Origin of the sequence: Corynebacterium tuingiense, assembly GCF_046718165.1 — a bacterium.
In the GTDB taxonomy this organism is placed as follows: Bacteria; Actinomycetota; Actinomycetes; order Mycobacteriales; family Mycobacteriaceae; genus Corynebacterium.
Genome location: NZ_CP177101.1, coordinates 326,656 through 349,945, shown reverse-complemented (window position 1 = coordinate 349,945; position 23,290 = coordinate 326,656). Strand labels below are relative to the sequence as shown.

Genomic DNA, 23,290 nt, shown 5'->3' with positions numbered 1-23,290 from the left:
ATCGACCGTCTATGCCAACTTCGTCTTCACCTCACGCAAGGAGTAATCCCCATGAAAAAGTTCGGTCGCTTCCGCATAGCAACGGTTGCCACTCTCTCCGCCACCGCACTCGCCCTCACCGCATGCTCGGGTTCTGGTGACGGTGGCGACTCCTCCAACAAGGCTGTCGGCGGTCTCGAGATCGACGTCAAGCCCACCGGTGACTACAACGAGAAAGAACGCGATGAGATTAAGGACGGCGGTGAGCTCACCCTCTCCCTTTCCGAGCTAACTGAGCAGCAGAACCAGTTCCACGCCAACATGACCACGGATACCAGCACCGTATGGAGCTGGTATAACCCGCAAATGGCGCTCTATGACGGCGAGGGTCACTACACCCCAAACCCTGCCTACCTGGATTCGGTAGACGAATCTACCGAAGGCGACAAGACCGTCGTGACCTACGACATCAACGATGACGCCACCTTCAACGATGGCACCCCCATTGACTGGACCGCTTTCGAGAACACCTGGCGCTTCAACAATGGCAAGGACATGGACGTCCAGGTCAACTCCACCGACGGTTACGAGCTGATCGAATCCGTGGAGAAGGGTGAGAACGATAAGGAAGCCGTGGTCACCTTCGAGGGTCCATATCCATGGTGGCAGGGACTGTTTAACGACATCCTGCACCCCGCGATTGATACCGCCGAGAAGTTTGACAAGGAGTACCTGGGCAAGCTCAACCCGCAGTACGGTGCGGGCCCATTCAAGGTCGAAAACTCCGATTTCCGCGGCGGCACCGTGTCCTTCGTTCCTAACGAGAAGTGGTGGGGCGATGAGCCGAAGCTGGACAAGGTCAGCTACCGCGTGATGGAGGACCAGGCAACCATCAACGCTTTCCAGGCTGGCGAAATCGACGCCGCCGGCGTGGGTACCAAGAATAACCTCACCATCGCCGCAGACATGGGCGATTCCATCGACGTCCGCGCAGCCACCCGCCCGGCTAGCATCCTGTTCACTTTGAACTCCAAGGCCCCACAGTTGGCTGATAAGGATGTTCGCCACGCAGTATTTGCAGCCATCGACCGCGACCAGCTCGCAGAAATCCGTTATAACGGCCTTGGCTATGAAGAGGAAATGCCTGGCTCCCTGACGCTTTACCCAACCCAGGAAGATTACAAGGACAACCTTTCTGAGGTACTCGAGTACGACGTTGAAGAAGCCAAGAGCCTGCTGGAGGACGCCGGCTACTCTCAAGGCGATGACGGTTACTACGCCAAGGACGGCGAGAAGCTTTCGCTTCGCTACGTGCTTATCGGCGATGACGAGGTCGACAAGTCCACCGCTGCTGCTGTCCAGAAGATGCTGAAGGACGCAGGCATCGAGCTGAAGATTGAGGAGCGCCCAAGCTCTGACTTCTCCAAGATCGCCAGCGAGCGCGACTTTGACCTCTTGCTCTCCGGCTTCGCTGCAAGTGACCCATTCGGCCCGGCATTCTTCGGCCAGACCTATGCCAGCGACTCCACTCTTAACAAGTCCGGCACTGGTACCGAGGAATTCGACAAGAAGATCGAAAAGATGCAGAAGCTGCCGACCCGCGATGAGCAGATCAAGCGCATCAATGAGCTCGAATCCGAGGCTTTCTCAGAGTATGGCATGCTTCCGTACGCCAACGGCCCACAGATGGTCGGTCTGAAGAAGGGCATCGCCAACATGGGCGCCCCCGGATTCGCCGTCGTTCCTAAGGAAAACATCGGCTGGGAGAAATAATAACTACTTCCCTCACTAGATAAAGGCCTTCCCTGCCCGCAGGCACGGAAGGCTTTTTCCGTTTTGGGGCTCGCCTCCGACTAAGCCAGTTAGCCAAGCGACATAAGATACCGCCCAGACCGAGCCGGATCTGGAACTATCACCTCGCTCGTCTCCTGCACAGCATTCTCGCCACCGACGAAGGCTTAAAGGCATAATGCAAGTTGTAAATGGTCCAACCAGCTTCGAGCTACAGCACCCACCCGCTCGAGTGCCGGCTGACACCGCGCGGGGAACGCGTCTAGGGATCAAAAAAGTCCGCCACACCGACATGCGGTGCAGCGGACTCTTAAAGCTCTACTGAGCGGTTACGAAGCCTCGATTAGTCGAGAACCTTGGTAACGCGGCCAGCGCCGACGGTGCGGGAACCCTCGCGGATAGCGAAGCGCAGGCCCTCGTCCATAGCAACAGGCTGGATGAGCTCAACGGACATCTCAACGTTGTCGCCAGGCATAACCATCTCGGTGCCCTCAGGCAGGTTCACAACACCGGTAACGTCGGTGGTGCGGAAGTAGAACTGAGGACGGTAGTTGTTCATGAACGGGGTGTGGCGGCCGCCCTCGTCCTTCTTCAGGACGTAGACGGAACCCTCGAACTTGGTGTGAGGAGTGTAAGCGCCAGGCTTGATAACAACCTGGCCACGCTCAACGTCCTCACGCTTGGTACCACGCAAAAGCAGACCACAGTTGTCGCCAGCCTCGGTGTAGTCCATCATCTTGCGGAACATCTCGATACCGGTAACGGTGGTGTTCTGGGACTTCTCCTGGATACCGATGATCTCAACGTCCTCGTTGACGTTCAGACGACCGCGCTCAACACGGCCGGTAACAACGGTGCCGCGGCCGGTAATGGTGAAGATGTCCTCGATAGGCATCAGGAACGGCTGGTCGGTAGCGCGTTCCGGGTCTGGGATGGAGTTATCGCAGGCCTCCATCAGGTCAACGATGGACTGCACCCACTTCTCGTCACCCTCGAGTGCCTTCAGAGCGGAGATGTGAACGATAGGAGCTTCCTCATCGTAGTCCTGCTCTGCGAGCAGCTCGGAGATTTCCATCTCCACGAGCTCGATGATTTCCTCATCGTCAACCATGTCGCACTTGTTCAGTGCAACGAGGATGTAAGGAACGCCAACCTGGCGAGCAAGCAGAACGTGCTCGCGGGTCTGCGGCATCGGGCCATCGGTTGCAGCAACAACCAAGATAGCGCCGTCCATCTGAGCTGCGCCGGTAATCATGTTCTTGATGTAGTCGGCGTGGCCCGGGGCGTCAACGTGTGCGTAGTGACGCTTCGGGGTGGAGTACTCCACGTGGGAGATGTTAATGGTAATACCGCGCTCCTTCTCCTCAGGAGCCTTGTCGATCATGTCGAACGCGAATGCCTGGTTCTCCTCAGGGTACTGGTCAGCCAGAACCTTGGTGATCGCTGCGGTGGTGGTGGTCTTGCCGTGGTCGACGTGTCCGATGGTGCCGATGTTCACATGCGGCTTCGTACGCTCGAACTTCTCCTTTGCCACTGTATGTCCTCCTGGACTATATGGTGGCTACGACCTTCGCAGCCACGTGGTTGACAGTTGTCATTGGCACCTGACCCATTGTCTGGGACAAAGCGCTAATGACGCTTTCTTTACGTGCCAGTTACACGATCCTAGATTTATCCCGCGGTTTTTTCAAACCGCCATTATAGGAGGTAACCCCGCGTATTTTCGCGGCCATTTCCCTCAACAAGAGTCTCAAATAAAGGATCCTGGGAGGGTAACGGCCGGCTCAATTCACAACCAATGGTTTTAGCTGCAAACTCAGCCCGCCGCTACCCGGCCCAGTTGCCGCATTTAGCGGTGAGGCTGGCATCTACTGGCAGAGACTACCAGCCCTTAGCCTCCGCTTAATGGGGGGGCCTCGTTATTAGTTAGCGCCGCCGGTGCGCTCTTCGATGATCTCCTGTGCCACGGAGGAAGGAACCTCAGCGTAGGAGTCGAAGACCATGGTGAAGTTAGCGCGGCCTGCGGTGGAAGAACGCAGGTCACCGATGTAGCCGAACATTTCAGACAGCGGAACCTTAGCCTTGACAACCTTGGCGCCGGAACGGTCTTCCATGGCGAAGACCTGGCCACGACGGGAGGAGATATCACCGTTAACGGTGCCCATGTACTCCTCAGGGGTAACAACCTCAACGGCCATCATTGGCTCCAGCAGAACCGGCTTTGCCTTGGCCATAGCTTCCTTGAATACCTGGGAGCCGGCCAGCTTGAAGGCCATCTCAGAGGAGTCAACGTCATGGTAAGCGCCGTCTTCCAGCGTTGCCTTGATGTTGACCATCGGGAAGCCTGCCAGGTAGCCGTACTGCATGGCGTCCTGGATACCAGCGTCGACGGAAGGGATGTATTCCTTCGGCACGCGGCCACCGGTCACGGCGTTCTCGAAGGCGTAGGTTGCAGACTCGCCCTCTTCCAAGGTCTCTGGGTCCGGGTTGTACGGCTCGATGGTGCAGATAACCTTTGCGAACTGGCCGGAACCACCGGTCTGCTTCTTGTGGGTGTAGTCGATGGACTCCACCTTGCGGCGAATGGTCTCGCGGTAAGCAACCTGTGGGTTACCGATGTTCGCCTCGACCTTGAACTCGCGCTTCATGCGGTCAACAAGAACGTCGAGGTGGAGCTCGCCCATACCGCCGATAACGGTTTGGCCGGTCTCATCGTCCAACTCAACGGTGAAGGTTGGGTCCTCGGCAGCGAGCTTCTGGATGGCGTTACCCAGCTTCTCCTGGTCGGCCTTGGTCTTCGGCTCGATGGAGACCTTGATAACCGGGTCCGGGAAGTCCATGGACTCAAGAATGATCTGGTCATTCTTGTCACACAGGGTGTCACCGGTGGTGGTTTCCTTCAGACCAACAACGGCGTAGATGTTGCCGGCGTCAGCCTGCTCCACCGGATTCTCCTTGTTGGCGTGCATCTGGAAGAGCTTACCGATGCGCTCCTTCTTGCCCTTGGTGGAGTTCATGACCTCGGTACCAGGGGTGACCTGGCCGGAGTAAACGCGCACGAAGTTGAGCTGACCGAAGAATGGGTGAGCCGCAATCTTGAAGGACAGTGCGGAGAAGGAAGACTCAACGGAAGGCTTACGGGTAAGCTGCTGGTCCTCATCGCCCACAGCGTGGCCGATAACCTCGCCCACGTCGAGCGGGTTAGGCAGGAAGTCCACAACAGCATCCAGCAGCGGCTGGACACCCTTGTTGCGGTAAGCGGTACCACAGTAGACCGGGTAAATCTCAGAGTTGATGGTCAGCTTGCGGATACCGGCCTTCAGCTCGTCAATGGAGAGCTCTTCGCCGCCGAAGTACTTCTCCATGAGTTCTTCGTCAGACTCTGCAACGGCCTCAACCAGCTGCTCGCGGTACTGCTCAGCCTTTTCCTTGAGGTCCTCAGGGATCTCCTCGTAGGTTGGCTCAGCACCGGTCTCGACCTTGCCGCGCCAGGTGATGGCCTGCATGTTCAGCAGGTCAACAACGCCGTCGAAGTCATCCTCAGCGCCGATAGGCAGCTGCATAACGAGCGGCTTAGCACCCAAGCGCTCAACGATGGTGTCAACGGTGTAGTAGAAGTCTGCGCCCAGCTTGTCCATCTTGTTGACGAAGCAAATGCGCGGAACGTCATACTTGGCAGCCTGGCGCCACACCTGCTCGGACTGCGGCTCCACACCTTCCTTACCGTCGAAGACGGCGACGGCGCCATCGAGGACGCGCAGGGAGCGCTCAACCTCAACGGTGAAGTCAACGTGACCCGGGGTGTCAATGATGTTGATCTGGTTGTTGTTCCAGAAACAGGTCACGGCAGCCGAGGTAATGGTGATGCCGCGTTCCTTTTCCTGTGCCATCCAGTCAGTGGTGGATGCACCGTCGTGCGTCTCGCCCACCTTACGGTTGATACCGGTGTAGAAGAGAATACGCTCGGTGGTGGTCGTCTTACCAGCATCGATGTGGGCCATGATGCCAATGTTGCGGACCTTGTTCAGATCCTTGAGCACTTCTTGTGCCACGTTTATACCCCAACTTAATAGTCGTCGACGCCGTGACCAGAAACCTGGCTAAGACGCCTGCATGGATAAGTTCTTGAAAAGTTTGCCATTGTGTGGCCGTGCTAGGTGCCCAGCGGCTCCTAGACTTCCATCGCTTCAGTGTACTGGACACAAAGCGAATGCGCTGGACTGGGCCAGCTGTGCTGGACTAAATCACACCACGCGCCACCAAAATGGCCTAAGCAAGAGATATGAAGTTTTAATTCGCCGCCGGGAAACCCGGAAATCAGCGCGAAACTCGTTTCTCGTTGCTTAGGCCATTGATGAAGGTGCTTAAAAATTACCAGCGGTAGTGAGCGAAGGCGCGGTTAGCCTCAGCCATCTTGTGGGTATCCTCACGGCGCTTCACGGAAGCACCGAGGCCGTTGGAGGCATCCAGGATCTCGTTGGAGAGACGCTCGATCATGGAGTTCTCGCGACGCTGGCGGGTGAAGGTCACCATCCAGCGCAGTGCCAGGGTGTTGGCACGGTCTGGGCGGACCTCAACCGGCACCTGGTAGGTAGCGCCACCCACACGGCGGGAGCGAACCTCGAGGTCCGGGCGGATGTTGCCCAGGGCCTTTTCCAGGGTGCCAACCGGGTCGGTGCCGGTCTTCTCACGGCAAGCCTCAAGCGCGCCGTAGACGATGCGCTCTGCGGTGGACTTCTTGCCATCCTGGAGAATCTTGTTGACGAGCATGGTTACCTGCTCGGAGTTGTATACCGGGTCCTTTACTACAGGACGCTTCGGAGCAGCATTCTTACGCATTGTTTATTACTGTCCCTTCTTTGCGCCGTAACGGGAACGAGCCTGCTTACGGTCCTTGACGCCCTGGGCATCCAGGGAGCCGCGGATGATCTTGTAACGAACACCTGGAAGGTCCTTCACACGGCCGCCGCGAACGAGGACCATGGAGTGCTCCTGCAGGTTGTGGCCCTCACCTGGGATGTAGGCCGAAACCTCGATACCGCTGGTAAGGCGCACACGGGCAACCTTACGAAGAGCGGAGTTCGGCTTCTTCGGGGTGGTGGTGTACACGCGGGTGCACACGCCACGACGCTGCGGGGAACCCTTCAGCGCAGCGGTAGAGACCTCTTTGCGCTTGGTCTGGCGGCCCTTGCGGACCAGCTGTTGAATAGTTGGCATTAAACAGTCTTTCTGTCGAATTGCACCACTTCTTAAGAAGGGAACCAAACATGCAAAAATAGGCGCTCTTTCCCGGGGCGCTGCCGCATGTCCAGAACTCTTCCCAAGGCGGGTGCCTTGTTAAGGATCAGACTTTTCACCATGTTCTTTGCGCGCCATATTCACACAGGGTGCGCGGTACATAGTGAACTAGAGATAAGACTAGCAAAGCCAGCGCTACGAACACAAAACAGCTAGGCCATCCTGCCGGCTGCGCGGAAGGGTTACTCCCACTCCCACGTCAGGTCTGGCTCTGCAGCCTTGTCGGAAAAGTAGGATTTCTCCTGCTCTTCCCAGGTGGTAAACCACTTCTCATAGGCCGGCTCGCGCGCAATCGCGCGCTCATAGCGCTGCTCGCGGGGGCCATCGATGCACACGGTCACCACCGCGCCGCGCTTTTTCGCGGCCGCAATGTTGTCAGCGGTGACGGAGCCAACGCCCTCGACGATGAGATCATCGCGCACATCGAGGCTGGCCCAGTCACCGGGGCAGTTGGCTTCCCAATCCCAGCGCCAATAGCCGGGATTCATGGTGCGCAAGACCTGTTCGCCCACCATCTCGGAGCCCTTTTCCAGGCCATGCCAGCCGGGATAGAATTCATCAAGGTGAACCACCCGCCAATTGGTACGATCTGCCAAGGCGGCGGAGGTCCAGGTTTTGCCGGAGCCCGAGGGACCATCGATAAGCACCGTGACGGGTTTAAACGCACGCTTTCGCGAGGCTGCTAGCTTAACGATGTCCTCCAAGAGGCGCTCTTGTTCGGCATCAATGTCCATAGTGCTTGAATCACTGCTTTCGCGGATTAAAGGCCAAAGAATCTCCAGGCCCCAGTAAGTACCGAAGTTACCACCGGTACACAAGCAAGGGCGAGGCCGCAGACCATCACCCACCCATCGTGGGCGTGCAGCCTGGATTCTCGGGCCCAGGTCCGCTCCCCTCCTCCGGGTGGGGTGCGCCCGAAACCGCGTGCTTCCATCGCGGTCGCAAGCTTGCCGCCGCGGCGCAGGGCAATGACCAACAGACCAAAGGACATCGTAAGCAAGTGCTTGAAGCGCCCTTCATCCGTGAGCCCGCGGGCCCTGCGCGCCATGCCGAGCGATTGCCAATCGGATTTCAGGAGCGTCATCATCCGCACGCCGGCCACGGCGCCGATAACGAAGCGGGAGGGAAGGCGGAGGATCTGCGAGAGGGCATCGCCAAGCTCGGTGGGATCGATATCGCGTGCGAGCACCACCGTTGGTAGTGCGACCGCAAGCACACGCAGCGTGATCGCAATGGCCAAGGTGAGCGAATTTTCCGTCACCGTAATCAGCCACCAGCTGAAGTACTCCTCTCCCCCGGGCGCGCCATAGAGCAGCATGGAAATCCCCGATAGCGGGGCGATAAGGAATAAGAACCAACCGGCCTTCCACAAGCGCACCCAGGAGACGCCACATAACGGCGCCAAGATGAGTGTCAGGCTTAGCGATATCGCCGCCGAAACCCAGTCGATGGAGGCAAGCAGCGGCGTAACCCAGACGAACATCAAGAAGATACGGGTTAGCGGGTTGACGTTGCGCAAGAGATTAGGCACCGCGCACCTCCACCTGGTAATCGCCCAAGGACGCCATGAACAGCGGGTCATGGGTAATGGACGCAATCGTCGTGCCTTCATCGGCCAATTGGCGCAACAAGCCCACCAATTCCACGAAGGTGCCGGGATCCTGGCCAAAGGTCGGCTCGTCCAATAGCAGCACCTCCGGCGCGGTCACCAGAGCCGTTGCTACCGAAAGCCGGCGCTTTTCGCCGCCGGATAGCGTAAACGGATTGGCCTTGAGCAAGTGCCCCAAGCGCAGCGATTCCACCAACTGGGCGATGCGTTTCTCTGGGGGATCGACGCGCATGACCTTGGGCGCGACCCGCAATTCCTCTTCCACGCTGCGGGAGACAAATTGGTGTTCGGGATTTTGGAAGACGAAGCCAATGCGGTCCGCCAATTCGCGGGATTTCCACCGGGAAGGAGGGCCCTTCACACCGCGGCGGATGAAGTCAGCGACCCCGATTTCCCCGGACTCGGCCGGAAGTAGCCCCGCCATCGTCATCAGCCACGTGGATTTTCCCACGCCATTGCGCCCGGTAATGACGGTCGAGGCCCCCGCCGGCAGGGAGATGGATCGCGGCGGCCCATAGCGGGTTACCAAATCCTTGCTCCACAGCGCCGCGTTGGACTCATCGAGGGCATCGCTTGCCCGTGACCGCGCCTGCGGGAGACCGGTGACCTGGCGCTTGCGGGCGACGTCAGCAAAGGGGGCATCAGAGATAATGCGCCCATCCTTCAGCTCTACTGCGCGGTCCAGCACGCTTTCCCACGCCGCATGCTGATGCTCGACCACCACCAAAGTGGCACCCGTGTGCTTCACCAGCTTGCCGACGGCCCGCACCACGTCCTGCGCCCCTTCCGGATCCAGGTTGGCGGTGGGCTCGTCCAATAGGACCACGCCCGCGCCCATGGCGATGACCCCGGCAAGCGCCAGGCGTTGCTTCTGCCCGCCGGAGAGGTGCTCGGTAGGAAAATCCAGGTCCACGTAGGGGCCAACCAGCTCCTGAGCCTGTTGCACCCTGCGCCAGATCTCCTCGCGCGGATATGCCAGGTTCTCGCAGCCAAAGGCGATATCGTCGCCCACGCGCGCGGAGATGACCTGCGAATCCGGATCCTGCAGAACCAACCCCACCGGAATGGTCCGACCCGGCTCTTCGACCGTGCCCGCAGAATCCTCCAAGGTAATCTCGCCGGTGCGCGTGCCTTCCTCATCGGAACCCAAGACACCTGCCATCGCCGCCAATAGCGTCGACTTTCCGGAACCGGAATCCCCGCACAGCAAGACTTTCTCACCGGGTTCGATGACCAGATCTATGTCCTGCAGCGCCGGTTGGGAGCGCCCAGCGTGGGTCCAGCCGTAGCCGCGGGCCGCAATTTTTGTGGCGTTTCCTGCTAAGCGTGAAAAATCAGTCACAGCGGTCTAAGCCCTAAGCGCGCTGTTCGCGGCCTACTGCAAAGCGGTCAAGGGCACCGGTCTTTGCCAATGCCTTCACCACATAAAAGCCCAGGGCTCCGGCCAAGATAGCACCGGAAATGGTCAACGTGACCAAGTAGATCATATTGAACTCGAAGGACTTCGCGAGGTTACCGGAGGTAAACAGCTCTAGGACAAAGGCGCCCCAGCCTGCTGCCATACCGGCCAGGATGGTCACCCCAAGGTTGAACTGGCGGTACATGAAGATGGCGAGAATGATCTCCACACCAATACCCTGCGCCAGGCCCGAGTACAGGGTGCTAATGCCCCACTGTGAACCCAAGACGGCCGATACCGTCGCGGCAAGGACCTCCACGTACACCGCCGCACCCGGCTTACGGATAACCAAGCCACCCAGGATGCCGCCCAGCAGCCAGATGCCGGTGGCCAAGCCACCAAGACCCGGCGTAAGAGCATCCATGGCCTCGTACCAGGCATAGCCCACGGCATTCCAGCCCAAGAACACGAAACCACAGGCAACACCCAAGACTGATGCCACCACGATGTCCACCACGCGCCAGTCCAAGCTGCGCTTTGGTGCTGCGGCCCCAGTAGTATTAGCAGTCATTATTTTCTCCCTCTCGCCGGAATTACCCGGATCAGGTTCAACGGTTCACCGCGTCATATCGCAGTATCTCAGCCTTCATTTCTGTGCCGGTGCGGCCTGTGCGCCCCACGGGCCCACAGATTCTGAAAGCTCCCGTGTAATGGTTTAAATCAAATAGCCCAAGGCCCACATTTTACTTATCTGGGCACAGGCTTTACTCATACTAGCAGGCACGCATACGGGTCCCCACAACCAATTCGGCGGCCGAATTGGCGTGCTCAACCGCGCCAACAGACTCCAACGGCAAGAGCCCCCGTTACCGTTTAACACGGAAGCGGGGGCTCTGACTGGACGCGGTGCCGAGGGGCACGAGCGCCTAGGACTTAGAAGGTGAAGTCCTCATCCAGCGGGACGGAGGCGCCGGTGAATTCACCGAAGCCATCGTCACCGTAGATGGAATCGCCGTAAGTCGGAATCGAGTATGCGGCGTTGCGCGCAGCCTCGGTCGGCTTGACGGAGATATTGCGGTAACGGGAGATACCGGTACCGGCCGGGATCAGCTTACCGATGATGACGTTCTCCTTGAGGCCGATGAGCTTATCGGAGCGCTTGTTAATAGCGGCATCGGTAAGCACACGCGTGGTCTCCTGGAACGAAGCGGCGGATAGCCAGGACTCGGTAGCCAAGGACGCCTTGGTAATACCCATGATCTCCGAGCGCAGCTGAGCCGGCTCGCCGCCTTCTGCGACCTGAGCAGCGTTCATCTGCTTGGCCTCAGAAAGGTCGATCAGGTTACCCGGCAGCAGCTCCGTGGTACCGGCGTCGATGACGGTACCGCGGCGCAGCATCTGGCGGATGATGATCTCAATGTGCTTGTCGTGGATGGCCACACCCTGGGTGCGGTACACGGCCTGCACCTCGTTGATGAGGTGCTGCTCCACGCCGCGACGACCCAGGACCTCGAGCACGTCGTGCGGGTCAGCCGCACCACGCATCAAGCGGTCACCGGTCTCAACGTGGTCGCCGTCCTTCAAGGAACGCTCGATCATCGCATCCGGGTTGGACTCCATCGGACGACGCACCTGGGCCAGGCCCTGGCGCTTGGACAGCTTCTCGTAAACCACGTCATCGGAACCGTCATCCGGGGTGATGGTCATGGTCCAGAAGTTGCCCTCATCGGACAGGGACACGGTGCCGTCCACGGAGGCAATCGGTGCGCGGTTCTTCGGGTTACGGGCCTCGAAGAGCTCCTGAACACGCGGCAGACCACCGGTAATGTCGCCACCGACACCACCCTGGTGGAAGGTACGCATGGTCAGCTGGGTACCAGGCTCACCAATGGACTGTGCAGCCACGATGCCGACGGCCTCGCCGATGTCGACCAACTGGCCGGATGCCATGGACTTGCCGTAGCACTTCGCACAGACACCAGCCGGGGTCTGGCAGGTCAGCACGGAGCGGACCTTGACGTCGGTGACCTTGGCATCGAGAAGCTTCTGCGTGAGCTCCTCGGTCAAGTCTGCACCAGCCTCTGCGACGACCTCGCCGTTCTCGTCCTTGACGTCGGTGGCAAGCACGCGACCGGAAGCGGAGGTCTCCCACAGCTCGGAGAGGACGACCTTGTCGCCGGAGACCTCGCCGATAGGAACGCGCACGCCCTGGCGGGTGCCACAGTCCTCTTCACGGACGATGACATCCTGAGCGACGTCCACCAGACGACGGGTCAGGTAGCCGGAGTCAGCGGTACGCAGCGCGGTATCGGCCAGACCCTTACGGGAACCGTGGGAGTTGTTGAAGTACTCCAGCACGGACAGGCCTTCGCGGAAGGAGGTCTTAATCGGGCGGGTGATGTAATCACCGTGCGAGTTCACAACCATGCCCTTCATACCGGCCAGCGTCCAGATCTGACGCATGTTACCGGCAGCACCCGACTTCACAATCATTGGAATCGGGTTGTAATCCGGGTAGATGTTCTCGACGGCCTCACCAACGGTGTCGGTCGCGTCCTTCCACAGCTCAACCAGGCGGTCATAACGCTCGCGCTCCGTCAGAGCACCCTGCTCCCAGTACTTACGCTCGATGCGCTCTGCTTCCTTCTCATAAGACTCAAGGATCTCGGTCTTATTCGGCAGCACCAGCACGTCAGACATCGTAATGGTCACACCGGAACGGGTTGCCCAGTAGAAGCCAGCGTCCTTCATGTTGTCCAGAACCTGGGCCACGGTGATCATTGGGTACTTGGTGGCCAAGTCGTTGACCACGTCACCAATGAGCACCTTGCCGTCCGTGCCGCCGCCTTTGCGGACCATGATGCCCTCAAGGTACGGGTAGTTCCACGGCAACAGCTCGTTGAACATGATGCGGCCGATGGTGGTGTAGCCCAACCATGCCTGGCCCTTGGACCAGCCATCGGGGAAGAGCTCTGCCTCGATGTCCTCTGGTGGGCGCAGGTGATCGATGCGGACCTTGATCGGTGCCTGCAGGCCAACCGTGCCGCGGTCGTAGGCCATGAGGGCCTCGGCGTAGGAGGAGTACACGCCAGTTGCCGGGTACTCCTCGCCAGCCTCGCGGTAGCGGCCATTGCCACCAATCTCGTCCTCTGCCTTGTCCATGGTGAGGTAGTACAGGCCGGTCACCATATCCAGGCGCGGCATAGCCAGTGGCTTACCGGATGCCGGGGACAGAATGTTATTGGAAGCCAGCATCAGCACACGAGCCTCTGCCTGAGCCTCTGCGGACAGTGGCAGGTGAACTGCCATCTGGTCACCGTCGAAGTCGGCGTTGAAGGCCTCACAGGCCAGCGGGTGCAACTGAATAGCCTTACCCTCAACCAACTTCGGCTCGAAGGCCTGGATACCCAGGCGGTGCAGCGTAGGCGCACGGTTGAGCATCACTGGATGCTCAGAAATGGCCTGCTCCAGCACGTCCCACACCTCTGGGCGCTGGCGCTCCACCATGCGCTTCGCGGACTTGATGTTCTGGGCGTAGTCGTTTTCGACCAATCGCTTCATAACGAAAGGCTTGAACAGCTCCAGCGCCATCAGCTTCGGCAAACCACACTCGTGCAGCTTCAGCTGCGGGCCGACGATAATAACGGAACGACCGGAGTAGTCAACGCGCTTACCCAGCAGGTTCTGGCGGAAACGTCCCTGCTTGCCCTTGAGCAAGTCAGACAGGGACTTCAACGGGCGGTTGCCCGGGCCGGTAACCGGACGGCCACGGCGGCCGTTATCGAAGAGCGCGTCCACAGACTCCTGCAGCATGCGCTTCTCGTTATTCACGATGATCTCTGGAGCGCCCAGGTCGATCATGCGCTTAAGGCGGTTATTGCGGTTGATAACACGGCGGTACAGATCATTCAGGTCCGAGGTGGCGAAACGGCCACCGTCCAGCTGCACCATCGGGCGCAGCTCAGGCGGGATAACCGGAATAGCGTCCAGCACCATGCCTGCCGGGTCATTGCCGGAGTTCAGGAATGCGGCAACAACCTTGAGGCGCTTAAGCGCGCGCATCTTCTTCTGGCCCTTGCCATTGTTGATGATCTCACGCAGCTCCTCGGCCTCTGCCTCGAGGTCGAAGTTGCGTACCAAGGTCTGGATGGCTTCTGCACCCATGCCACCGGTGAAGTAATCCTCGTAGCGGTCAACCAGCTCTTCGTAGATGGTCTCATCGATGACCATCTGCTTCGGAGCAAGCTTCAGGAAGGTGTTCCAGATTTCATCCAGGCGTGCGACTTCGCGCTCGCCGCGCTCGCGGATGTGCTGCATTTCCTTATCGGCAGCGTTTTGTACCTTCTTGCGGGCATCGGCACGCGCACCGGCTGCCTCCAGCTCCGCCAAGTCGGACTCGAGCTTGGAAGCGCGCTCTGCGATCTCGGACTCGGTATCGTCCTCAACGTCCTTCTTTTCCAGCAGCATTTCTGCTTCCAGAGTGGACTGGTCGTTGTGGCGAGCCTCTTCATCAACGGAGGTGATGATGTTGGCTGCGAAGTAGATGATGCGCTCAAGATCCTTCGGAGCCAAGTCCAGCAGGTAGCCCAAGCGGGAAGGAACACCCTTGAAGTACCAGATGTGGGTTACCGGAGCGGCCAGCTCAATGTGGCCCATGCGCTCACGGCGCACCTTGGACTTGGTGACCTCAACGCCGCAGCGCTCACAGATAATGCCCTTGTAACGGACGCGCTTGTACTTACCACAAGCACACTCCCAGTCACGGGTAGGTCCGAAAATGCGCTCGCAGAACAGGCCGTCCTTTTCCGGCTTCAGCGTGCGGTAGTTAATGGTCTCGGGCTTTTTAACCTCGCCTTTAGACCAGCGACGGATATCGTCAGCAGTGGCAAGACCGATGCGGAGCTCGTCGAAGAGATTTACGTCAAACACGTAATGTCTCCCTTTCATCCTCGTAATCTGAGGAATTGATGGCTTTTAATGAATTAATCTTTATTGCCCGCCCGCGGCAGCCCCGGTGATAAACACCGGAACCGTGCATGCCGCAGTGGACCGAAAATCTATTTAGGCGATGTCAGCGGAAGAACCTTCATCGCGGGACAAATTAATGCCAAGCGATGGGCTATCCATGTCATCGTCATCAGAGCCAGACAGCTCCATCGGGGTGCCGTCGGTAGAAAGAACCTCCACGTTCAGGCACAGGGACTGCAGCTCCTTGAGCAACACCTTGAAGGACTCAGGGATGCCCGGATCTGGAATGTTGTCGCCCTTCACGATGGCCTCGTAGACCTTCACACGGCCTACCACGTCATCGGACTTGATGGTGAGCAGTTCCTGCAGGGTGTAGGCAGCACCATAGGCCTGCATTGCCCACACCTCCATCTCGCCGAAGCGCTGGCCACCGAATTGAGCCTTACCACCCAATGGCTGCTGGGTAATCATGGAGTAAGGACCAGTGGAACGAGCGTGAATCTTCTCATCAACCAAGTGGTGCAGCTTGAGCATGTACATGTAGCCCACGGAGATGGGGTACTTGTACGGCTCGCCCGAGCGGCCATCGAAAAGCGTGGCCTTGCCGTGCTCGTTGACCAAGACGTCGCCGTCGCGGTTCGGGCGGGACGATGCCAACAGGCGCTCGATCTCGTGGTTGGTAGCACCATCGAAGACCGGGGTGGCGGTCAGGGAGTCCGCTGGGACATCGTAAAGCTCTTCCGGCAAGGTCTTGAGCAGCTCGGCGTTAGCCGGATCCTCAGTGTCGACCTTCCAACCAGCGTGAGCCAACCAACCCAAGTGCAGCTCAAGCACCTGACCGATGTTCATACGACGCGGCACACCGTGGGTGTTCAGCAGGATGTCCACCGGGGTACCGTCCTCCATGAACGGCATATCCTCTGGCGGCAGAATCTTGCCCACAACACCCTTGTTGCCGTGGCGGCCGGCCATCTTATCGCCGTCCTGGATCTTGCGCTTTTGCGCAACGTAGACGCGGATCATCTCGTTGACGCCAGGTGCCAGGTCGTCATCATCATCGCGGGAGAAGCGAGCAACGCCAATGACCTTGCCCACCTCACCGTGCGGAACCTTCATCGAGGTATCGCGCACCTCGCGGGCCTTCTCACCGAAGATGGCGCGCAGCAGGCGCTCTTCCGGAGTCAGCTCGGTCTCACCCTTCGGGGTGACCTTACCCACCAGGATATCGCCGGCGCGAACGTCAGCACCGATGCGGATGATGCCGCGCTCATCGAGGTCGCTCAAGACGTCCTCGGAGACGTTTGGAATCTCGCGGGTGATTTCCTCGGCGCCCAGCTTGGTGTCACGAGCATCGATCTCGTGCTCCTCGATGTGGACGGAGGTCAGGATGTCCTCTTCCACGATGCGCTGGTTGAGGATGATGGCGTCCTCGTAGTTGTGGCCTTCCCACGGCATAAACGCAACCAGCAGGTTACGGCCAAGCGACATCTCACCGTTGTGGGTACCTGGGCCATCGGCCAAAACCTGGCCGGCCTCTACGCGCTGACCCATGGACACCAGCGGGGTCTGGTTGTAGTTGGTGCCCTGGTTGGTGCGCTCGAACTTGCGCAGGATGTAGGTATCGCGCTGGCCCTCATCGTCCATGATGGTGATGACGTCAGCGGTGACGTTTTCCACCACACCGGCCTTTGGCGTGATGACCACGTCGCCAGCGTCATATGCGGCGCGCTGCTCCATACCGGTACCCACCAGTGGGGCCTCAGAACGAACCAGCGGGACGGCCTGCTTCTGCATGTTCGCACCCATCAAGGCACGGTTAGCATCGTCGTGCTCCAAGAACGGAATCATCGCGGTACCAACGGAGACCATCTGGCGTGGGGAAACGTCAACGTAGTCCACACCGGAGGCATCGGTCACTCCGATGTCGCCCTCCTTCAGGCGGACCTCGATGCGCTCACCGATCAGACGGCCTTCCTCGTCCTGCTCGACCTCAGCCTGAGCAATGGCGAAGCGGTCCTCCTCATCAGCGGTGAGGTACTCAACCTGATCCGTAACCTTGCCGTCAACGACCTTGCGGTACGGGGTCTCGATGAAACCGAAGGGGTTCACGCGGGCGTAGGACGCCAGCGCACCAATCAGGCCAATGTTCGGACCCTCAGGGGTCTCAATCGGGCACATGCGGCCGTAGTGCGAAGCGTGCACGTCTCGCACCTCAATGCCAGCGCGCTCACGGGACAAACCGCCTGGGCCCAGCGCGGACAGGCGGCGCTTGTGGGTCAGTCCGGACAGGGAGTTGTTGTGGTCCATGAACTGCGAGAGCTGCGAGGTACCAAAGAACTCGCGGATAGCAGCGGAAACCGGACGCACGTTAATCAGGGACGTCGGAGTGATGGACTCTGCGTCCTGGGTGGTCATGCGCTCGCGCACGACGCGCTCCATGCGGGACAGGCCCACGCGGACCTGGTTCTGGATGAGCTCACCCACGGTGCGCAGACGACGGTTACCAAAGTGGTCGATGTCGTCGGTGTTCAGCGAGATCATCTCACCGTTTGGTGCCTTCATCTCACGCTCGCCAACGTGCAGGCGTACCAGGTACTCCAGGGTGACGGCGATGTCTTCTTCAGTCAGGGTCATCAGACCGTCGTGGTCGCCGCCAAGGCCCAGCTTGCGGTTGGCCTTGTAGCGGCCGACCTTGGCAAGGTCATAGCGCTTAGCGCGGAAGAAGGAATTATCCAACAGGGACTGCGCCAGCTCACGGGTAGGCTGCTCGCCCGGGCGCTGCTTGCGGTAGATCTCCAGCAGCGCTTCATCGGTATTGGAAACACCGTCAGATTCCAGGGTGGACATCATGAGCTCAGAGAAGCTGAAGCGCTCCCTGATCTGCTCCTCGGTCCAGCCCAGGGCCTTCAACAGGACGGTCACCGGCTGGCGGCGCTTGCGGTCAATGCGCACGCCGACGGTGTCGCGCTTGTCCACGTCGAACTCCAGCCAAGCACCGCGGGAAGGAATAATCTTCACGGAGTGCAGCGGGCGTTCGGTGGACTTATCGATGGAACGATCGAAGTACACGCCCGGGGAACGCACCAGCTGGGAGACGATGACGCGCTCGGTACCGTTCACGATGAAGGTACCCATATCCGTCATGATCGGGAAGTCACCGATGAAGACGGTCTGCGACTTAATCTCTTGGGTGTCGTTATTAATGAACTCTGCGGTCACGTACAGCGGCGCGGAGTAGTTGATGTCCTTTTCTTTACACTCGTCGACGGTGTTTTTCACCGGCTCAAAGCGAGGCTCCGACAAGGACAGGGACATATTGCCCGAGTAGTCCTGAATCGGCGAGAGCTCTTCGAGGATATCCTCAAGGCCACTCGTCACGCGTGCGTTATCGCCGCGCTCAGCCTGCTCACGCTCGCGCCATTCCGGCGAGCCGACGAGCCAAGCAAAGGAATCGAGTTGTACGTCAAGGAGGCCCGGCAGGGCGATAGGCTCGCTAATCTTTGCAAACGAGTATCGCTTCGGGGCTCCGGGGATATTGGCCACTGACTTGGTCTGGCGGGAGACTGCCAAGATGGGTCCTTCCAGCACCTCACGCGGATTGCTACTCGCCCTGGCCGACGAGCAGCAAAACCGCTGGTAATTTTAGCATTCGGTCTGCTGTGGAGTGTCTGGGTTCAGAATGCACAAAATCACCTTGTCAAGTCGGTTTTGCCATCACCAACCCGAAAGGCTAAATGTGCACCGAAGATCCAGATTCCAGCGCAACGAATTAGTGTATAGGAAAAACTCAGGTATGTAAAGACACACCACTCTTAAGGCTTTTTCTTTCCGCGCTAGGGGGCAAGCTCTCGCTCGCCGCTGCGCCAACGCGGCGGAAATGTTGCGCCGTATCTATCGGGGCAACCACAAGCACCGTACCACTAAAAAGTCATTCCACCGCAACCCGAACCGCGCTTAAGGCCTTTAGCTGGCATTTTCGCTATTAACTTTGGCTTTGTTCTTCTTGCCCCGCCGGCGAACATGCTTGTTTTTACGGTCCCATATTCCAAGCGCCCCAATTACCCCAATAAAGGTAAGTACGATGCCGATGCCTAGGGCGGCCCAGCGCGCAAGCTCCGCCACGTGGTTGCGTGGGAACGATTTCGCTTCCGCGATGAGTGCCGCACGGCTCTCCTCTGAGGTAGCACCATTAAAGACAAAGGCTCGCTCGCGCCCTACCCCCTCGCGGTCCGCGTAGTAGTCATCGATATCCATATCCATGCCCACCACTAGGCCCGTGGCTTGGTCGACGTAGAAGTCTCGACTGCCCGAGTGCATCAAATAACCAGGTTCCTGGCCCCCATCTTCCTTGGGAAAAGAGGTGGTATTGCCATCGGCGGCATAAAGTTGCGCTACGTTCGTTGGCTCGATTTCCTGGTGATAGCGATACACCGTGCGGCCATCTATTTCAGTCTCTTCTTCAAAGACCGCGTCCACCGCCTTGCGCAGGGTGGGGTCAAAGACCGGGTAATTCGTTTTCTCCGCATCCGCCGGGAATTTCAGCCAGTAGCCATCGATGGCCACCTGATCTTCGGGGCTGGCCAACGTGTGGCTCAGGCTGGCCTCTGCCTCTGCCTCACCGCTCAGGCGGTCAATGGGATAGGTCCAGACCTGTGCCTGGCTTAAATCATCGAGTCCTTGGCCATCGCCGCGCAGGCGCGTCTCCCCTATGCGCAGCGTCGCGGTATCTTCATCCGAAGGCTCTTGGATGCCCGCGTTAATCTGATAGGTCATCGGCCCAGAATAGGGCGACGTTCCATCCTTGTTCACAAGCTGGGAATCCGCGGAGTCATCCTTGAGTGTCCACGTGGTTTTCTTGAGTTCCAACGGCAACCGCGGTGAGAAATCCAAAAACGCCGGCGCCGCTATTCCGGCGGCCACCAGCGCTACGCCGAGACCTAGTAAAAGGACGGAAAAGATGCGGGACTTGGGCAGCATGGGGGCTAATTCTACAGCGCTAACTCCCAGATCCTAGTTTCTACAGGCGGGCTCGAGCGGACTAAGCCAAAGATTCCTACGCCGTGTGCTTATTCCACGGGATAATACCGCTCGTATCCGTCGTGCGCCGAGCACACCAAAGGTCATATTCTTCTTGCAATCCCAACCAGAATTCGCCGGAATTGCCAAAATACGCCGAAAGACGCAAAGCCATATCCGCGCTCAATCCAATTCGCCCTCGGACAAGCTTCGAAATCTGGGACTTGCTACTAAAAACGTCCTGCGCCAAGCGATATTGAGTAATGCCTAAAGGCGCCAAGAACTCTTCGCTTAATACCTCACCTGGGTGCGGCACGGGCACATTGCCCGAAGAAGCCACTAAGTCCTGAGAGGAACCCATCAACGCTTCACCCTCCTCAATTTTCAAGCCGATAGTTTCATATAGTGAAACCACAGTCTATCGCGGCGACCGCTAAAACGGGAGAAACCCCCATCTCCCACCGCGTATAGCGCGGTAAGAGTGGGGGCTTCGAAAGCGTGAAGCTCAGTAAAATTACTTGAGCTCGACGGAAGCGCCAGCCTCTTCCAGCTTGGTCTTAGCCGCCTCAGCGTCGTCCTTGGAAGCGCCTTCGATGATGGCCTTAGGTGCACCCTCAACCATTTCCTTAGCTTCCTTCAGGCCCAGGCCGGAGACGAGCTCGCGGACAGCCTTAATAACGCCAATCTTCTTAGCGCCAGCGTCGGTCAGAACGACGTCGAACTCGGTCTGCTCCTCAGCAGCGGCAGCGCCGCCCTCAGCCGGAGCGCCCGGTGCAGCAGCAGCAACCGGTGCAGCAGCCTCAACGTCGAAGACGTCCTCGAATTCCTTAACGAACTCAGACAGTTCGATGAGGGTCATTTCCTTGAAAGCTTCAATGAGCTCGTCCTTGGTGAGCTTAGCCATGATGGCAAGTCCTTTCTGTGTTGTGTGCTTGTTCCCCGGTGATGAGGTAGCAAGCACGGTGTTTTATGTGTGCGTCTGTTGTGACGACTTAAGCTTCTGCTTCCTTCTTGTCCTGCAGAGCAACAACGGTGCGAACCGCCTTGGTTGCAGGAGCGTTGAAGACAGCGGCTGCCTTCGCCATAGAACCCTTCATAGCGCCAGCCAGCTTTGCGAGGGTGGTCTCGCGGTTGTCCAGCTTGGCGATGGCCTGAACCTGCTCCGCAGACAATGCGTCGCCGTCCATGTAGCCACCCTTGATGACGAGTGCCTTGTTGTCATCAGCAAACTTGGTGATGACCTTCGCAGCATCTACTGCCTCGCCCTTGATGAACGCAATTGCGGTCGGGCCAGTCAGCAAATCATCAAGACCTTCGATGCCAGCTTCGTTGGCAGCGATCTTGAAGAGGGTGTTCTTGGCGACGGAGTAGTCAACGTCAAAGCCCAGGTTGTTACGCAGCTCCTGCAGCTGGGATACGGTCAGGCCGCGGTACTCAGTCAAAACGACGGAGCTAGAATCGGCCAGCTTCTCCTTCAGCTCTGCCAAGTCTGCAGTGTTCTTTGGGTTTGCCATTGTCTCTCGCCTCCTTCCAAAACATCTCTTTTATTTTCCGCCGGGGCCTTCCAAAAAGAAAAGCCCCGTGCAAGAGCACAGGGCGTGCGACATGAGAAATGCCACGGAATGCGCAAAGTGTCTCCTGCGTGGGCCGCCTCCATGGTGGAGAACTTTCAATCCTTATTGGATGACCAACGGTCTTCGGTGAACTTTGACTCGGCCACAAGGCCGTTCAAACTTCACAAGCGATACTACCGTACTTTCCTCGTATTCCCAAATTGCCCAGCCGCGTAGGCTATCTACTATGACTTCCCTCATGTGGTTTCGCGATGACCTGCGCTTATCCGATAACCAGGCTCTCACCCGCGCAGCGCAAGCCGCCACCGATGATAAAGACGGTTCAAAGCCAGAGTTAGTGGCCATAGTTCTCGATGAGCCCGCCTACCCCGGGACCCGACCACTCGGTGGTGCCAGCAATTGGTGGCGGGAGCGCTCGCTTTATGCCCTTGCGCAGGACCTCGCAACCTGCGGGGTGAAGCTCCTCCGCGCTACCGGGGATGCCCGCGCCGTCATTCCCCGCACCGCCCGGGAGATTGGCGCCGATACCGTCACCTGGACCCGCCGCTACCACGGCCCGCTGCGCGAAGTCGACGCCACAGTAAAAGCAGCGCTCGCAGATTCCGGAATTAACGCCACCTCCTACCCCGGTTTCACCCTCGTGGAGCCATGGGAGATCACTAATGGCCAGGGCAAGCCTTATAAGGTCTTTACTCCCTTTGGGGCCGCCGCGCGGTCCCAACTCGCTGATGACGAACCGCTGCCCGTGCCGGAATTGCTGTCGCGGCGGGAGATGGGGGCATCGGCAAGCAGCAGCTGGCCCGATCCCAGCGCCGATGAACCGCAGTGGGCTGCGTCGCTCGCCCAGTATTGGACTCCCGGAGAGGCCGGTGCGCGCGAACGCCTAGCCCAGCTCGACTTAACTCACTATGCCAGAGAACGCGATATACCCGCGCACAACGCCACCTCTCTGCTATCGCCGCACCTGCGCTTTGGCGAGGTATCCCCACGCGAAGTTTGGCTGGCCGCCGCCGAGGAACCCGACGCGGAGAAGTTCCACTCCGAGTTGCTGTGGCGCGACTTTGCCTGGCACCGGCTCTACCACCTGCCCGATCTGGCCACCCGCAACGTGCGGCAACAGTTCGACCGCTTCGACTGGTCCTGGGATGACCCGCGGCTGAGGGATTGGCAGGACGGGACGACGGGTATACCGCTTGTCGATGCCGGTATGCGCGAACTCTGGAAAACCGGATACATGCACAATCGCGTGCGCATGGTGGTGGGATCGTTTCTCACCAAGAACCTGGGAATCCATTGGCGCCTAGGCGAGGAATGGTTTTGGGACACCCTGGTGGATGCCGATGCCGCGTCCAACCCATTTAACTGGCAATGGGTAGCCGGCTGCGGCGATGATGCCGCGCCCTTCTTCCGCATCTTCAACCCTGAAACCCAGGCACAGCGCTTCGACCCCGAAGGCGCCTATATCCGCCGCTGGGCTCCCACGCTATCCGCCCCACCCATCGTGGATCTCAGGCAGTCGCGCCAGGCGGCCCTAGATGCCTACGCCGAGGTCAAAGGCGCAGACTAACGCTCAATACCTAGACTTTTCGTTCACACCGCAAGGCCTGTTGAACGATGCAAAAGACCCCAAGGAAAATCCTCGGGGTCTTCATTCAC

At 58.9% G+C, this 23,290-nt stretch carries 16 protein-coding genes and 1 riboswitch; of the genes, 2 read left to right on the top strand and 14 right to left on the bottom strand.

Going from position 1 to position 23,290, the window contains the following annotated elements; translation table 11 throughout:
- The first annotated feature begins 51 nt into the window (after window positions 1–51).
- Window positions 52–1,752, top strand: a complete 1,701-nt coding sequence (locus ACLI1T_RS01705; protein WP_411702869.1) for an ABC transporter family substrate-binding protein — start codon at window positions 52–54, stop codon at window positions 1,750–1,752.
- Between the two features lie 361 nt (window positions 1,753–2,113).
- On the opposite strand, the gene tuf is transcribed toward ACLI1T_RS01705, so the two are convergent.
- The 14 genes from tuf to rplJ form a co-directional block, all read right to left on the bottom strand.
- Window positions 2,114–3,304, bottom strand: a complete 1,191-nt coding sequence (gene tuf, locus ACLI1T_RS01700) for an elongation factor Tu (protein ID WP_023025170.1) — start codon at window positions 3,302–3,304, stop codon at window positions 2,114–2,116.
- Between the two features lie 388 nt (window positions 3,305–3,692).
- Window positions 3,693–5,822 (bottom strand): elongation factor G, encoded by a 2,130-nt coding sequence (gene fusA, locus ACLI1T_RS01695; RefSeq protein WP_023016729.1) that lies wholly within the window; start codon window positions 5,820–5,822, stop codon window positions 3,693–3,695.
- Window positions 5,823–6,141: 319 nt separating this feature from the next.
- Window positions 6,142–6,609: a 30S ribosomal protein S7 gene (rpsG, locus tag ACLI1T_RS01690; RefSeq protein ID WP_023025169.1), complete on the bottom strand. Its 468-nt coding sequence runs from the start codon at window positions 6,607–6,609 to the stop codon at window positions 6,142–6,144.
- Between the two features lie 6 nt (window positions 6,610–6,615).
- The gene (gene rpsL, locus ACLI1T_RS01685; RefSeq protein WP_005276879.1) at window positions 6,616–6,987 is read right to left on the bottom strand and encodes a 30S ribosomal protein S12; all 372 of its coding nucleotides are present in this window, start codon (window positions 6,985–6,987) and stop codon (window positions 6,616–6,618) included.
- A 263-nt stretch (window positions 6,988–7,250) separates the two neighbouring features.
- Entirely contained in the window at window positions 7,251–7,802 is a 552-nt protein-coding gene (locus ACLI1T_RS01680) for a hypothetical protein (protein WP_349853307.1), read from the bottom strand.
- 26 nt (window positions 7,803–7,828) lie between these two features.
- A complete protein-coding gene (locus tag ACLI1T_RS01675) occupies window positions 7,829–8,599 on the bottom strand; it encodes an energy-coupling factor transporter transmembrane component T (RefSeq protein ID WP_349853309.1) in 771 nt (256 codons plus the stop codon).
- Window positions 8,592–10,019, bottom strand: a complete 1,428-nt coding sequence (locus tag ACLI1T_RS01670) for an ABC transporter ATP-binding protein (protein WP_023025166.1) — start codon at window positions 10,017–10,019, stop codon at window positions 8,592–8,594. The genes ACLI1T_RS01675 and ACLI1T_RS01670 overlap by 8 nt, the downstream gene beginning before the upstream one ends.
- A 13-nt stretch (window positions 10,020–10,032) precedes the next feature.
- On the bottom strand, window positions 10,033–10,647 hold the full coding sequence (locus tag ACLI1T_RS01665; RefSeq protein ID WP_023025165.1) for an ECF transporter S component: 615 nt from the start codon (window positions 10,645–10,647) through the stop codon (window positions 10,033–10,035).
- A riboswitch (TPP riboswitch) is annotated at window positions 10,638–10,793 on the bottom strand. It overlaps the preceding gene by 10 nt.
- Before the next feature lie 216 nt (window positions 10,794–11,009).
- On the bottom strand, window positions 11,010–15,005 hold the full coding sequence (locus ACLI1T_RS01660; RefSeq protein ID WP_349853313.1) for a DNA-directed RNA polymerase subunit beta': 3,996 nt from the start codon (window positions 15,003–15,005) through the stop codon (window positions 11,010–11,012).
- Window positions 15,006–15,137: 132 nt separating this feature from the next.
- Window positions 15,138–18,632 carry a DNA-directed RNA polymerase subunit beta gene (locus ACLI1T_RS01655; protein ID WP_005276870.1) on the bottom strand — a complete coding sequence of 1,165 codons (3,495 nt, stop codon included), beginning with the start codon at window positions 18,630–18,632 and terminating at the stop codon, window positions 15,138–15,140.
- Window positions 18,633–19,007: 375 nt separating this feature from the next.
- Entirely contained in the window at window positions 19,008–20,021 is a 1,014-nt protein-coding gene (locus ACLI1T_RS01650; RefSeq protein ID WP_349853315.1) for a DUF3068 domain-containing protein, read from the bottom strand.
- A 76-nt stretch (window positions 20,022–20,097) separates the two neighbouring features.
- Window positions 20,098–20,448: a HigA family addiction module antitoxin gene (locus tag ACLI1T_RS01645; RefSeq protein ID WP_349853316.1), complete on the bottom strand. Its 351-nt coding sequence runs from the start codon at window positions 20,446–20,448 to the stop codon at window positions 20,098–20,100.
- A 126-nt stretch (window positions 20,449–20,574) separates the two neighbouring features.
- Window positions 20,575–20,964, bottom strand: coding sequence for a 50S ribosomal protein L7/L12 (gene rplL / locus ACLI1T_RS01640; protein WP_023025160.1), 390 nt, complete (start codon window positions 20,962–20,964; stop codon window positions 20,575–20,577).
- A gap of 88 nt (window positions 20,965–21,052) precedes the next feature.
- Window positions 21,053–21,574, bottom strand: coding sequence for a 50S ribosomal protein L10 (gene rplJ / locus ACLI1T_RS01635; protein ID WP_023025159.1), 522 nt, complete (start codon window positions 21,572–21,574; stop codon window positions 21,053–21,055).
- A gap of 286 nt (window positions 21,575–21,860) precedes the next feature.
- Between rplJ and ACLI1T_RS01630 the strand changes: the two genes are divergently transcribed.
- The gene (locus ACLI1T_RS01630) at window positions 21,861–23,201 is read left to right on the top strand and encodes a cryptochrome/photolyase family protein (protein ID WP_411702868.1); all 1,341 of its coding nucleotides are present in this window, start codon (window positions 21,861–21,863) and stop codon (window positions 23,199–23,201) included.
- Window positions 23,202–23,290 lie beyond the last annotated feature (89 nt).

What these genes read in the sequence shown, in the direction of transcription:
- rplJ (WP_023025159.1), bottom strand. Translation starts at nt 21,574, where the DNA reads ATGGCAAACCCAAAGAACACTGCAGACTTGGCAGAGCTGAAGGAGAAG.
- ACLI1T_RS01680 (WP_349853307.1), bottom strand. Translation starts at nt 7,802, where the DNA reads ATGGACATTGATGCCGAACAAGAGCGCCTCTTGGAGGACATCGTTAAG.
- ACLI1T_RS01650 (WP_349853315.1), bottom strand. Translation starts at nt 20,021, where the DNA reads ATGCTGCCCAAGTCCCGCATCTTTTCCGTCCTTTTACTAGGTCTCGGC.
- ACLI1T_RS01705 (WP_411702869.1), top strand. Translation starts at nt 52, where the DNA reads ATGAAAAAGTTCGGTCGCTTCCGCATAGCAACGGTTGCCACTCTCTCC.
- rpsL (WP_005276879.1), bottom strand. Translation starts at nt 6,987, where the DNA reads ATGCCAACTATTCAACAGCTGGTCCGCAAGGGCCGCCAGACCAAGCGC.
- rplL (WP_023025160.1), bottom strand. Translation starts at nt 20,964, where the DNA reads ATGGCTAAGCTCACCAAGGACGAGCTCATTGAAGCTTTCAAGGAAATG.
- ACLI1T_RS01630 (WP_411702868.1), top strand. Translation starts at nt 21,861, where the DNA reads ATGACTTCCCTCATGTGGTTTCGCGATGACCTGCGCTTATCCGATAAC.
- ACLI1T_RS01665 (WP_023025165.1), bottom strand. Translation starts at nt 10,647, where the DNA reads ATGACTGCTAATACTACTGGGGCCGCAGCACCAAAGCGCAGCTTGGAC.
- rpsG (WP_023025169.1), bottom strand. Translation starts at nt 6,609, where the DNA reads ATGCGTAAGAATGCTGCTCCGAAGCGTCCTGTAGTAAAGGACCCGGTA.